This window comes from Rhizobium sp. CC-YZS058 (assembly GCF_034720595.1).
Classification (GTDB): Bacteria; Pseudomonadota; Alphaproteobacteria; order Rhizobiales; family Rhizobiaceae; genus Ferranicluibacter.
Genome location: NZ_JAYESJ010000001.1, coordinates 330805 through 343346, shown reverse-complemented (window position 1 = coordinate 343346; position 12542 = coordinate 330805). Strand labels below are relative to the sequence as shown.

Sequence of the window (12542 nt, the reverse complement as noted above, 5' to 3'; positions counted from 1 at the left end):
CGGCTCTCCTATTTGTCGCTCTCGGTGAGACCCTTGATGAACCAGCGCTGGAAGATCATGACGATCATCACCGGCGGCAGCATGGCAAGGATCGCCAGCGCAAAGGCCTCGTTGTAATCGGGAATATTGGAGCCGACCCAGACCAGCAGGATCTGCTTGATGCCGCGCACCAGGGTGAAGAAGCGCTCGTCTGTGGTCATGATGGTCGGCCAGAGATACTGGTTCCAGCCATAGACGAACATGATGATGAAGATCGCCGCCATCATGGTGCGCGACAGCGGCACGACGACATCGATAAAGAACTTGAACGGCCCCGCCCCGTCGATCCGCGCCGCTTCCAGAAGCTCGTCGGGGATCGATTTGAAGAACTGCCGGAAATAGAAGGTGCCTGTGGCCGACGCCAGCAGCGGCACGATCAGGCCCGTATAGCTGTTGGTGAGCGAGAGCGCCGTCATGACCTGGTAGGAAGGCACGATGCGCACTTCGAGCGGCAGCAGAAGCGTGGTGAAGATCACCCAGAAGATCAGCGTGGCGAAGGGCAGCCGGAAATAGACGAGCGCATAGGCGGCCAGCATGGACAACACGATCTTGCCCGCCGCAAAGCCGAGGCCGAGGATCAGCGAATTCAGGATCATCCGCAGCCCCGTAATATCGCCGGTGAAGCCGCCGCGCTGGGTCAGCACCTTCTCGTAGGTCTCGACGAAATGGCCGCCGGGCAGAAGAGACAGGCCGTTCACATGGATGTCCGCCGCCGTATGGCTGGAGGTCATGAGAGCGACCGCGATCGGCCCGACCATGAGAAGAACGCCGATGAGGAGGATCAGGTGATCGACAAGCGTCGTGCGCTGCATGGTGCTCTCCTCAACCGTAATGCACGCGCCGCTCGATGAAGCGGAACTGGAGAAGGGTGAGCGCGAAGACGATGACCATCAGGATCACCGACTGCGCCGACGAGCTGCCGATGTCATTGCCGCGGAAGCCATCCAGGAACACCTTGTAGACCAGCGTGATCGGATTGTTGGCCGCCTTGTCCTTCACCACCACATCGATGATGCCGAAGGTGTCGAACAGCGCATAGGTCATGTTGATGATCAGCAGGAAGAAGGCGGTGGGCGCGAGCAGCGGCAGGATGATGGTGAAGAAGCGCCGCGTTCCCGACCGGCAATCCATCAGCGCCGCCTCGCGCACCGAAGCAGGAATGCCGTGCAGGCCGGAGAGGAAGAAGATGAAGTTGTAGGGGATCTGCTTCCACACGGCGATGGTGATCAGTGCGATCGCCGTATCGGAATAGTTCAGGCCCACCTGCATGGTCCAGCCGAACAGAGCGGCGAATTCGATGAGCGGACCGACATGCTGGTCGAAGAGCATCATGCCCATCAGCCCGGCCACCGGCGGGGCGATGGCATAGACCCAGATCAACAGCGTCTTGTAGGCGGCATTGCCGCGGATCACCTTGTCCGCCTTGACCGCCAGCAGCAGGCCGAGCGACAGCGACAGAAAGGTGACCAGAACCGTGAAGAGCGCGGTGAAGCCGGCAACGCTCAGATACTCGCTGGAGGAAAGCACATCGGTATAGTTGGCGGCACCGACGAAGGTCTCGCCGAAGCCGAACGGGTCCTCGATGAAGAAGGAGGAGCGGATGGCCTGCAGGGACGGCCAGTAGAAGAACACCGCGATGATGGCGAGCTGCGGGGCGAGCATCAGCGCCGGCAGCCACAGCGTCGAGAACTGCACACGCTTGGCCCCTTCGACTGCGCGGCGCGGTGTGCGCGGAGCGGCAGAAATGCGGCGGCCGGCGCCGGCCGTGGGCAGGGTCGCATCGGTCATGCGGCGGTCCAGCTTTCTGGTTTCAGGAGGAGAGGCAATCCCTCCGGCCCGCCGCGGGCCGGCCGGAGAGAGAGAACAGCGGCTCAGCCGGCCGTCTTGGCGAAGCGGGCGAGGAGGTCGTTGCCTTCGCGCTCGATCGTTTCCAGCGCGTCCTTCACCGACACTTCATTGGCGAAGATGCGGCCATATTCGCGCTCCATGATCTGGCGGATCTGCGGATAGAAGCCAAGACGATAGCCCTTCGACCATTCGCCGGAGGGCAGCATCAGCTGCTTGATGCCGACCTCGGCCTGCGGGGTCTTTTCGTAGTAGCCTTCCTTCTTGGCGAGCTCGTAGGCCGCCTTGGTGACGGCCACATAGCCGGTCGCTTCATGGTAGAACTTCTGCACCTCGGGCGAGGTCAGGAACTGGAAGAAATCCGCCACGCAGGCATTTTCGGCATCCGACTTGCCGGACATGGCGAAAAGGGCGGCGCCGCCGATGAAGGAGGAGGTGCCGGCGCCCTCGATCGAACCCCAATAGGGCAGGAAGTCGGCCGAGAAGGGCATGGCGGCGGTCTTGGTCAGGCCGCCGAAGGAGCCGGACGAGCCGATCCAGAGCGCGGCCTTGTTCTGCTCGAACATTTTCTGGTTGTCGTTCCAGCCGGCGCCATAATAGGCGAAGTAGCCCTGGTCGGCCCAGGCCTTGAGCTTCTCGAACATCATGACCAGGTTCGGATCGGTCATGTGCAGCTTTGTGTCGACGACGCTGTCATAGCCGTTGTTGTTGGTGGCGAACTGGATGTTGTTGCGCGAGAAGAAATTCTCGGTGAACTGCCAGGTGAGCTGCGACTGGACGAGCGGAATATAGCCGGCTTCCTTGAGCTTCGGCGCGATCGCCTCGAACTCTTCCCAGGTCTTCGGCGCGTTCACGCCGGCCTTCTTCAGCGCCTCGTCGTTGATGTACATGATCGGCGCGGAGGAGTTGAACGGCATGCCGACGAACTTGCCGTCGCTATCGGCGTAGAAATAGCGCACGCCGTCGATGAAGGCGGACCGGTCGAAGTCGTGGCCAGCGTTCTTGATCAGGTCTTCGGCGGGAATGACGGCGCCCTTGGCATTGATGATGGTCGCCGCACCGGCATCGAAGACCTGCAGGATGTTCGGCTGCTCGCCGGAGCGGAAGGCGGCGATGCCGGAGGCAAGCGCCTCTTCATAAGTCCCCTTGGAGACCGGCGTGATGGCGCAGGTCGTCTGGGCAGCATTGAACTTCTGGGCGACCTCGTTGATCACCTCGCCATTGCGGCCGGCCATGCCGTGCCACCAGCTGATATTGGTCGCTGCAAACGAAGAGGTGGAGGAAACGACCAGCGCCAGTGCGGTCATCGAAAGCGTCTTGAACATGGATCCGTTCCTTGCGTCAGGGGTGCTGAGCGACCGGCTATCGGGGTTCCATGACAGGGGGATGAAGTTTTCTTGTCGCTTTCGTAACAGCTTGATTTCAAAAGGCGTCCTTGACGTGGATCGGCCAGCGCCAAGGCAGGACCGCGACGATGTCATAGCGCAGCGAAAGCCGGCCCGCGTCCGCCCGGCGCTGCAGCCAGAGCAGGCTGGCGGCACGAATGCGGGCCTGGGCGGCCGGCGGCACGGCATCGACCGCACTCCTGAGGCTAGAGCGCGCCTTGACTTCGACGATCAGGATCAGGTCGCCTTTTCGGGCGATGAGATCGATCTCGCCGACCGGCGTGCGGTAGCGCAGCGCCAGAAGGCGGTGTCCGGTCAGCAGGAGAGCGAGCGCCGCGCGGTATTCGCCCCAGGCGCCGCGTCGCAGCGCCCGCAGACGGCGGCGGTCCGGCCCGTCCGGCCCACGCCGTGTCGGGCGCAAGCGGTGGGCCGGCTGCATCATGCGCCGCCTTTGAGCGTCAGCAACCGGTCGTAAAGGTCGCGGCGATTGAGCCCGGTCTGGCGCGCGGCCTCGGTAGCGGCCTTGCCGGTGGACAGGCTTTCGGCCAGGCGGGTCAGCAGCGCATCGACATCCTCCGCGGCCGGCGCCTCCGGCGGCGGTGGCGGCCCGACCACCAGCACGATCTCGCCCTTGACGCTGTCCTCGCCGGCATAATGCGCCGCCAGGGCCTCGAGCGTGCCGCGGCGAAACTCCTCATAGGTCTTGGTCAGTTCGCGGCAGACGACGGATGCCCGCTCGCCGCCCAGAACATCCGCCGCGGCGCGGAGCGTGGCGCCAATGCGGTGCGGGCTTTCGAAGAAGAGAAGCGTGGCGGGAACGGTGCCAAGCTCCGCCAGCCGGTCCCGCCGCGCCTTGTCCTTGCTCGGCAGGAATCCGGCAAAGAAAAACGCCTCGTTGGAAAGACCGGAGCCGACCAGGGCCGCCAGCGGCGCGGAGGCACCGGGCAAGGGCACGACGCGATGCCCCGCTTCGATCGCCGCGCGGGCCAGGCGGAAGCCCGGATCGGACACCAGCGGCGTTCCCGCATCCGAGACGAGTGCGACCGAGCGCCCTTCGCCGAGCGCCGCGATCAGCCGCGGCCCGGCCTCGTCGGCATTGTGCTCGTGATAGGCATAGGGCCGGTTGACGATGCCGTAGCGGTCGAGCAGCACGCGCGTGACGCGGGTGTCCTCGCAGGCCAGCACATCGGCGCCAGCCAGGGTTTCCAGCGCCCGCAGGGTGATGTCGCCGAGATTGCCGATCGGGGTTGCGACGAGATAGAGCGCCGGCTCCAGCGGCCGCGCCTCCATCTCCGCATCGCGAATGCGGAAGCTGCGCTGCATCTGGCGCTCGGTCTCGGCCTGCCGTGTCACGCGCTCTCCTTCACCGCTGCAGTTCATCCGTCCTTATGCGGCACGAGCGGTCCGATCCGCAAGGCGCAAGCGCCGGTGAATAACTGGCATGGCCGGCCAAGACTCTTGCTTTGCAGCCGTAGTTTCTGCCAATTTGCGCGTCCCAATCCCGCCCAGGCAGGCACTCACAAGTTTTGCCGGCCCCCAGCCGGCCATGACGGAAAGCGACAGCATCTCATGCGCATCACGATCGAGCGGTCCAACCTCCTGAAAAGTCTCAACCATGTGCATCGTGTGGTCGAGCGGCGCAACACGATCCCGATCCTCTCCAACGTTCTGCTTTCGGCCGAAGGCGAAAGCCTGGACATGAAGGCGACCGACCTCGATCTCGAGATCACCGAGGCGACGCCCGCCCAGGTGGAACAGGGCGGCGCCACCACCGTGCCGGCCCATCTGCTCTACGACATCGTCCGCAAGCTGCCTGACGGCTCGGAGGTGCGGCTGGCAACCAATGCCGAGGGCACGGCCATGACCGTCTCCTCCGGCCGGTCCAAGTTCTCACTGCAGTGCCTGCCGCAGTCGGACTTCCCGGACCTGACCGCCGGCACCTTCAGCCATGCCTTCAAGCTGAAGGCGACGGAGCTGAAGATGCTGATCGACCGGACGCAGTTCGCGATCTCGACCGAGGAGACACGCTATTATCTGAACGGCATCTATATCCACACGATCGAGAGCAAGGGTGCGCTGAAGCTGCGTGCCGTTGCCACCGACGGCCACCGCCTCGCGCGCGCCGAGCTGGAGGCGCCGTCCGGGTCGGAGGGGATGCCGGGCATCATCATTCCGCGCAAGACGGTGGGCGAGCTGCAGAAGCTGGTGGACGATCCGGAGCTCGTCGTCGGTGTCGAGCTTTCGGATGCGAAGATCCGGCTCACCATCGGCTCGATCGTCATGACCTCCAAGCTGATCGACGGCACCTTCCCCGATTACCAGCGGGTGATCCCGGCCAACAACGACAAGGAGCTCAAGATCGATTGCCAGTCCTTTGCGCAAGCCGTCGACCGCGTCTCCACCATTTCCTCCGAGCGCGGCCGCGCCGTGAAGCTGGCGCTGAACGACGGGCAGCTGACGCTGACGGTCAACAATCCGGATTCCGGCAGCGCCACGGAAGAACTGGCGGTCGGCTACGAGCACGACCCGCTGGAGATCGGCTTCAACGCCAAATATCTGCTCGATATCACCGCCCAGCTCTCCGGCTCCGAGGCCGTGTTCATGCTGGCCGACCCCGGCTCGCCGACGCTCGTGCGCGATCTCGCCAGTGAGGATGCGCTCTACGTGCTGATGCCGATGCGCGTATAAGCCGCATCTTGAAAAGCAGGAACAGCAGGAGTAAAGGCGCAGAGCAGCAAGAACCAATGCCGCAGACAGGCTTGCTTTCGTCGCATTATGCGGCGAATGTCTGATCAGGCGCCGCATGAAGCGGCGAATCGGAGAAGCGTATGTTGCGTTTGAAAGAGCGTATCGGGCGGAAATTCGATGAGGAAATCCGCTTCTTCCAGGGCTGGCGAAGCAATATGCGGGCCGTGGGCGCCGTTCTGCCCACCTCCGCAATCACCGCACGGCGCATGGCCAGCGTCGCCGATCCGCATTCCGGCCTTCCGGTTCTGGAGCTTGGGCCGGGCACCGGCGTCATTACGAAGGCGATCCTCGACCGCGGCATCGCCCCGGACCAGCTGACTTCGGTCGAATATTCGAGCGACTTCTACCACCAGCTGCTGGTCAATTTTCCGGGCGTCAACTTCGTCAATGGCGATGCCTTCGACCTGAAGCGCAGCCTCGGCGCGCAGGCGAACCAGACCTTCGACTGCGTCATCTCCGCCGTACCGCTTCTGAACTTCCCCATGCATCGCCGCGTATCGCTGATCGAGGACCTCTTGGCGCGCATCCCGGTCGGCCGTCCGGTGATCCAGATCTCCTACGGCCCCCGCTCTCCGGTCGTGCCCATGCCGGATCGCTATCACACCGCCCATTTCGACTTCGTCATGCGCAATATTCCCCCGGCACAGCTCTGGGTCTACCGCAAGACCCACTGACAAGCCGGCGGAAAGGCGCGGATGTTCGGTCTCTACATTACCCATCCGCAGGTGCAGATCGACGCAGCCGTGCCGGTGCCGCAATGGGGCCTGTCGCCGCTGGGACAAGAGCGGGCGCAGCGCGCAGCCAGCCACCCCTGGGCCGCCCGGCTCGGCCGCGTTCTTTCAAGCGAGGAAACCAAGGCGCGGGAGACGGCCAAGATCCTCGCCGGGGCTAGCGGCCTCGACGTCGAGATCCTGCCGTCTAGCGGCGAGAACGACCGCTCCGCCACCGGATTTTTGGACCCTGCCGCCTTCGAGGCGGCCGCCGACTGGTTCTTTGCCCATCCTGAGCGGAGCTTTGAAGGCTGGGAGACGGCCGCCGATGCGCAGCGCCGCATCGTGACTGCGGTGAGCCGCGTCCTCGACAGGCATGACCCCACCATTCCGCTCGCCTTCATTGGCCATGGCGGCGTCGGCACGCTGCTTAAATGCCATCTTGCCGGCCAGCCGATCAGCCGGGCCGGCGATCAACCGGCGGGCGGCGGCAATCTCTACGTCTTTTCCTTGAGCGATCGGCGTCTGGTCTCGGACTGGGTGGCGATGGAGAGCGATGCGGCAGCGGCCACGCTGGAGGCGCTTACGGGCCGTTGACCAGCGCCAGCACCAGCTGGTGCACCGTGCCGCCTTCGCTCATCTCCGCCTGGTCGAAGGCGCGGTCCTTGGTCTTGCGCGCATCCGAGATGGCGCCGAGACGTTTGGTCATTTCGGTCTTGATCACCGTGCAGCCGGGATCGTTCGGCTGGGTAAGGCCGATGGTGGCGGTTTCGATCTCGGCGAGCAGGGTGCGCACATAGGTGCCGTGCACGGCCTCATGGGCGCGGATTCCGGTAATGAAGCGATCCCAACTCTTCGCCACGTCGGGTGGCAGCGAGCCGGCAGGTTTCGGCAACGTGGTGATGATGACGAGCCGCGGCACGGCGGAGGCGAGCACGCAATCGGTTTCGCGCCTTTGATAGTCCCGCCGCCAGGTGAGCTTGAAGCGCGTATGCGCGATGGCCCGGCGCGGCCCGAGCTGCGGACCGTTTTCGCCGATCGAGGCATAGAGTTCGGCGCCGGTCTTGCCGCGGATCCGGTAGGTTTCGACCACCTCCGTGATCGTCCCGCCCGCCTGGGCCTGGCCGGTCCTGACTGGATCCGCCTGCGCCAAGCCAGCATGCGCAAGGGCAGCGAACCAGATCAGGGCGCCGACCGCCAGCCGGAAATGGATCGTCTTTCCCATGCGCATGCTGCTCCGCCATTTGCGTCCGAGGCCTATAGCACGCGACGCGGGCGAAGGGGTAACCCGTTTGCGGCGGGCAAAGGGCCCCGGGCTGCGCAGACTGGGCGCAGCCCGGGGCGGGCACGGCTGGCGCAAAGGCCTCGGGAGGGTGCCGCACCAAAGAAACGGGCCGCCGCGCGGGCTGCCCGAAGCATCAGGCCGCCCGTACCTTCCGACCGATCCGCGCCCATTGCGGAATCCACGGATCATGGGCGATCAGCAGATCATCGACCAAGGACCAGATCTGGTCGAGATCGAGCTCGGCGGCGGTATGCGGGTCCATCATCGCGGCGTGATAGAGGTGCTCGCGGTTCTCCGTCATCAGGGCAGCGACCGTCAGCTCCTGCACATTGATGTTGGTGCGCATCAGCGCAGTGAGCTGCGGCGGCAGGGCACCGATAGAGGTCGGCTGGATTCCGTTCTCGTCCACCAGGCAGGGCACTTCCACGGCGCAACTGTCCGGCAGCGAGGTGATGCAGCCATTGTTGCGAAGATTGCCGTAGACGACCGACGGCTCGCCGGTCCAGACCGAGTTGATGATCGAGGACGCATATTCCTTCGATGGCTTGACCACGATTTTTTCGGCCGAGCGATAGGCCTCCGCCTGACCCTTCCACTTCTCCACCTGCTCGATGCAGCGCTTGGGATATTCGTCGAGCGGAATGCCGAACTTCTCGATCAGGTCCTCGCGGCCCTCCTTGATGAAATAGGGCGTGTATTCGGCGAAGTGCTCGGAGCTTTCGGTGACGAAGTAGCCGAGTCGCGTCAGCATTTCATAGCGCACCTTGTTCGGGCAGCGCGGGTTCCAGGTGGGTTTCGGGGCTCGGCCTTCGCGATAGCCGCGGACGAGATCCGGGTAGAGGTCGCGGTAGGAGCCGTCCGCTTGGCGGTGCTCGAACTTCAGGAAGAAGGCCATGTGGTTGATGCCGGCCGAGCGGTAGCGGATCTCCTCGTAAGGGATGCCCAGATCCTCGGCGAGCTCCATCGCCGTGCCTTGCACGGAGTGGCAGAGACCAACCTGGCGGATGGTCGGGTACTTCTCGGCGATCGCCCAGGTGTTGATCGCCATGGGGTTCACATATTGCAGCATGATGGCGTTCGGGCAGACCTGCAGCATGTCCTCGCAGATCGACCAGAGATGCGGCACGGTGCGAAGGCCGCGCATGATGCCGCCGACGCCCAGCGTATCCGCGATCGTCTGGCGCAGGCCATACTTCTTCGGCACCTCGAAATCGGTGACGGTGCAGGGCTCGTAGCCGCCAATCTGGAAGGCGACCACGACGAAATCCGCGCCTTCCAGAGCCTTCCGCTGATCGCCGTGCAGCTCGATCGTTGCCTTGGTGCCAAGCGTCGAGATGAGCTTGCGCACCACCACGTCGCTTTCTTCCAGCCGCTGCGGGTTGATGTCCATCAATGCAACGGTGGCGTCGGCAAGCGCCGGGCGCTGCAGCACGTCGCCGATGATGTTCTTCATGAACACCGTCGATCCGGCGCCGATGAAGGTGATTTTGGGCTGTCTCCTCATGGACCGGGAACCTCCTCAGGTCTTGAAATTCTTTGCCGGGTAAATTTGCGCGTGGCTTGTCGAAAAGACCGATACCCTCCCGGACGCCGCCTTCTTCTCCCGCGCGCTGTTCCGGCTGCGCCCTTGCGTGTTCGAAGACCAGTATGCGTATAATCTAGGGCGGGTGATAGAGAGGGATTGTGCTTTGATGGGTAATTCTGTGCTGCAGAAACTGCGCGAGGGTGGACCGGTCATGCGCACGGTTTCGCTGCCGCGCGGGCGACAGCGGCTGCACACCATGCCGACCAGCACAGGCTATGAGCTGCGCACCGAGACCAGCTATGATTGGGATGGGCGCAAGCGCGGGCAGACGCCCTTTACCGTGCTCCAGCACACGCTCTCAGGCCGGGGAAACCTGCGTTACGAAGGGCGACACTACATCGTGCGACCAGGCGAGACACTTCTCGTCATGGTGCCGCACAACCATCGCTACTGGCTCGGCGCGGGGGAGCGCTGGGAGTTCTTCTGGCTGTCGATGAATGGCGAGGAGGCGCTGCGGATCCATCAAGCGATCCTGCAGGCGGTCGGTCCCGTGCTGAAACTGCAAGCGGAAACGATCGAACATCTCGCCGATTGCGCCTACCGGCTGATCCATGGCGGCTCGGACATGCCGGGGCGGGCGTCCGCGCTCGCCTATGAGGCGGCGATGGCGCTTTATGACGACGTGTTCGGCGCACATCCGGTTCAGGGGCCGGAATACCGCACGATGCAGCATGTCATCAGCCATATCATGGAGAACCTGCAGACACCGCTGCCGGTGGACGAGCTTGCCCGCGTGGCCGGGCTGAGCCGCGCGCATTTTTCGCGCATGTTTGCCGCCAATGAAGGCCTGCCGCCGGCCGAATTCGTTCTGCGCCGTCGGCTGCAGCGGGCGGCCAGGCTTCTCACCCAGGCCGCCCCGCTATCGATCAAGGATATCTCGGTGATGTCGGGGTTCGACGATCCGAATTATTTCGCCAAGGTCTTCCGCCGCTATTTCGGCGCCAGCCCCACCGAATTCCGCACGACCGGCATGTATGCCAGCGTCCAGGCCTTCGGCCCGCGGGATGATGGGGCCGATCCATAAGAGTGCCGCTCAGCCGGCCTTGTAGGCGGCATAGATGACCACCGAAATATAGAGCAGGAACATGACGGCGGCGAAGCAGGCAATGCCGAGGATCAACCCCTTGCCGGCGATCGCCTTCTTCTTCACCTGATGCGGCGCATCGGCCGAGGGTGCGATATAGGGTTCGCGACTTCTATCGCCTGTCATGCTCTATCCTTTGCCGAGACGGGTTTCGCTGCCGGCGCGCTCGCGCTCGGCCCGGCGCATGGGCCGGCGGCTGGATAGGGTCCAGTAGCCGATGATGCCACAGGTCACGACCAGCACGATGACCATGGCGATGAGAACGGTGATGTTTTCGGGCATGACGCCTCCTGACCCAAGTCTTTTACGCTCGCAAAGCCAACCCGAGAGGCCAGCCATTGTTCCGGAGGGTCAGGCCGAAGAAGGCTTGCGTACGCTGACGATCGTTGGTGCGGCGCTGCCGGGATCGGTCTCGTCGATCAGACGCGCGCCGCGCTGGCGAGTGATGTAGCGCCATACCCATTGAACGCTGACCAGCAGCCGCTTCTCGAAATTGATCAGCAGGTAGACATGGACCAGCGCCCACAGCAGCCAGGCGATCCTGCCCTTCAGGGTCCAGCGGCCAAAATCGAAGATCGCTGCATTGCGGCCGATCACCGCCGTGTTGCCGCGATTGCGAAAGCGGAAGGGCGTGGGATCGGCAAGGCGTACCTCGTCGCGCAGGCGCCGGCCAAGATATTGCCCCTGCTGCTTGGCAACCTGCGCCAGCGCCGGCAAGGGCTTGTCGTCCTCCCCTTTCAGAAACGCCGTATCGCCCAGCGAATAGATATCGTCGACCCCCTCGACCTTCAGCGTCGGATCGAGCGGAAGCTGGCCGCGCGCCTTGTTTTCCAGTCCGAGCCACCGGGCCGCAGGCGAGGCCTTGACGCCGGCACCCCAGACGACGGAGCCGGAGGCGACGAACGCCTCGCCGATCATGACGCCATCTTCGCGCACATCGGTCACCTGATGCCCGGTCATGACCTCCACACCGATCCGTCCGAGATAATCGACCGCATAGCGAGAGAGATGATCGGGGAAGGCGGCCAGGATTTTCGGCCCGGCCTCCACCAGAATGACCCGCAGATCCTCCGGCGCGATGGCGCGGAAGTCGCGCTCGATCATGAAGCGACCGAGCTCGGAAATCGCACCGGCCATTTCCACCCCGGTCGGTCCCCCGCCGATGACGACACTGGTCAAGAGCGCCCTTCGCGCCGCGCCATCCGGCATGCGCTCGGCCCGCTCGAAGGAGAGAAGCAGGCGCTGGCGGATGCGCCGCGCTTCGTTCAGCGTCTTCAGGCCCGGCGCGAAGCGCTTCCAGTCATCATGGCCAAAATAGTTGTAGTCCGAGCCGGTGGCGAGCACGAGTTGATCGTAATCGATGCTCGACCCGTCCTCGAGAAGGACGCGCTTTCCGGCAGCATCGACGCCGTTCACTTCGCCGAGCACGATGCGGATGTTGCGGAAACGGCCGAGAGACCGACGGATCGGCTCGGCGATATCGGCAGGGGACAGCGCAGCGGTGGCCACTTGGTAGAGCAGCGGCTGGAAGAGATTGTGATTGCGCCGGTCGATCAGCACGACGTCGACATCGGAGCCGCCCAACGCTCCGGCCGTTGCAAGACCGCCGAAGCCGCCGCCGACGATGACGACCCGTCGGCGCCCGGGGATGCGATGCTCGGCGATCGGGTTTTCGGCCTCCAGCGGGTCGGCGCCGCGGCCTCGTCTGAGCGATCTCTTGTCCATGCTTCGCCTCTTTCGTTCCGGTGCCTCCCGCCAACGGAAAATAGGACGGAAGGTTTCAGGCGAAAAGGCGGACCGGCTGAGGCCACCGGCGCGACAAGCCGCCATAAACGAGAAGACCTCGCCGAAGCGAGGTCCA

The 12542-nt window shown here is 64.1% G+C and carries 14 protein-coding genes; 4 read left to right on the top strand and 10 right to left on the bottom strand.

Annotated features, from left to right (window positions below):
* Positions 1-8: 8 nt before the first annotated feature.
* The 5 genes from ugpE to rsmI form a co-directional block, all read right to left on the bottom strand.
* Positions 9-851 carry a sn-glycerol-3-phosphate ABC transporter permease UgpE gene (gene ugpE / locus U8330_RS01700; RefSeq protein WP_323103423.1) on the bottom strand — a complete coding sequence of 281 codons (843 nt, stop codon included), beginning with the start codon at positions 849-851 and terminating at the stop codon, positions 9-11.
* Positions 852-861: 10 nt separating this feature from the next.
* Positions 862-1701, bottom strand: coding sequence for an ABC transporter permease subunit (locus tag U8330_RS01695; protein WP_323107087.1), 840 nt, complete (start codon positions 1699-1701; stop codon positions 862-864).
* Between the two features lie 209 nt (positions 1702-1910).
* On the bottom strand, positions 1911-3209 hold the full coding sequence (locus U8330_RS01690) for an extracellular solute-binding protein (RefSeq protein ID WP_323103422.1): 1299 nt from the start codon (positions 3207-3209) through the stop codon (positions 1911-1913).
* A 97-nt stretch (positions 3210-3306) separates the two neighbouring features.
* Complete coding sequence (locus U8330_RS01685) at positions 3307-3711, bottom strand: YraN family protein (protein WP_416236794.1); 405 nt, start codon at positions 3709-3711, stop codon at positions 3307-3309.
* Positions 3708-4592 (bottom strand): 16S rRNA (cytidine(1402)-2'-O)-methyltransferase, encoded by an 885-nt coding sequence (gene rsmI / locus U8330_RS01680; protein WP_416236892.1) that lies wholly within the window; start codon positions 4590-4592, stop codon positions 3708-3710. The genes U8330_RS01685 and rsmI overlap by 4 nt, the downstream gene beginning before the upstream one ends.
* A gap of 246 nt (positions 4593-4838) precedes the next feature.
* Here rsmI and dnaN point away from each other — a divergent pair, with 246 nt between their 5' ends.
* From dnaN to U8330_RS01665, 3 genes are all read left to right on the top strand, one after another.
* Complete coding sequence (dnaN, locus tag U8330_RS01675) at positions 4839-5957, top strand: DNA polymerase III subunit beta (protein WP_323103419.1); 1119 nt, start codon at positions 4839-4841, stop codon at positions 5955-5957.
* A 140-nt stretch (positions 5958-6097) separates the two neighbouring features.
* Entirely contained in the window at positions 6098-6691 is a 594-nt protein-coding gene (pmtA, locus tag U8330_RS01670) for a phospholipid N-methyltransferase PmtA (protein ID WP_323103418.1), read from the top strand.
* Positions 6692-6712: 21 nt separating this feature from the next.
* Positions 6713-7324, top strand: a complete 612-nt coding sequence (locus U8330_RS01665; RefSeq protein WP_323103416.1) for a histidine phosphatase family protein — start codon at positions 6713-6715, stop codon at positions 7322-7324.
* Here the strand turns inward: U8330_RS01665 and U8330_RS01660 are convergent.
* Both U8330_RS01660 and U8330_RS01655 read right to left on the bottom strand, forming a co-directional pair.
* Positions 7311-7952, bottom strand: coding sequence for a DUF922 domain-containing Zn-dependent protease (locus tag U8330_RS01660; protein WP_323103415.1), 642 nt, complete (start codon positions 7950-7952; stop codon positions 7311-7313). The two genes, U8330_RS01665 and U8330_RS01660, sit on opposite strands and share 14 nt — an antisense overlap.
* Positions 7953-8145: 193 nt before the next feature.
* Positions 8146-9516, bottom strand: coding sequence for an alpha-glucosidase/alpha-galactosidase (locus tag U8330_RS01655; RefSeq protein WP_323103414.1), 1371 nt, complete (start codon positions 9514-9516; stop codon positions 8146-8148).
* Positions 9517-9703: 187 nt separating this feature from the next.
* Here U8330_RS01655 and U8330_RS01650 point away from each other — a divergent pair, with 187 nt between their 5' ends.
* Positions 9704-10621: an AraC family transcriptional regulator gene (locus tag U8330_RS01650; protein WP_323103413.1), complete on the top strand. Its 918-nt coding sequence runs from the start codon at positions 9704-9706 to the stop codon at positions 10619-10621.
* Between the two features lie 9 nt (positions 10622-10630).
* Here the strand turns inward: U8330_RS01650 and U8330_RS01645 are convergent, their stop codons facing one another.
* From U8330_RS01645 to U8330_RS01635, 3 genes are all read right to left on the bottom strand, one after another.
* On the bottom strand, positions 10631-10807 hold the full coding sequence (locus U8330_RS01645; protein WP_323103412.1) for a hypothetical protein: 177 nt from the start codon (positions 10805-10807) through the stop codon (positions 10631-10633).
* A gap of 3 nt (positions 10808-10810) precedes the next feature.
* Entirely contained in the window at positions 10811-10963 is a 153-nt protein-coding gene (locus U8330_RS01640; protein WP_323103410.1) for a hypothetical protein, read from the bottom strand.
* A 69-nt stretch (positions 10964-11032) separates the two neighbouring features.
* Entirely contained in the window at positions 11033-12406 is a 1374-nt protein-coding gene (locus U8330_RS01635) for an NAD(P)/FAD-dependent oxidoreductase (protein ID WP_323103408.1), read from the bottom strand.
* Positions 12407-12542: the final 136 nt, after the last annotated feature.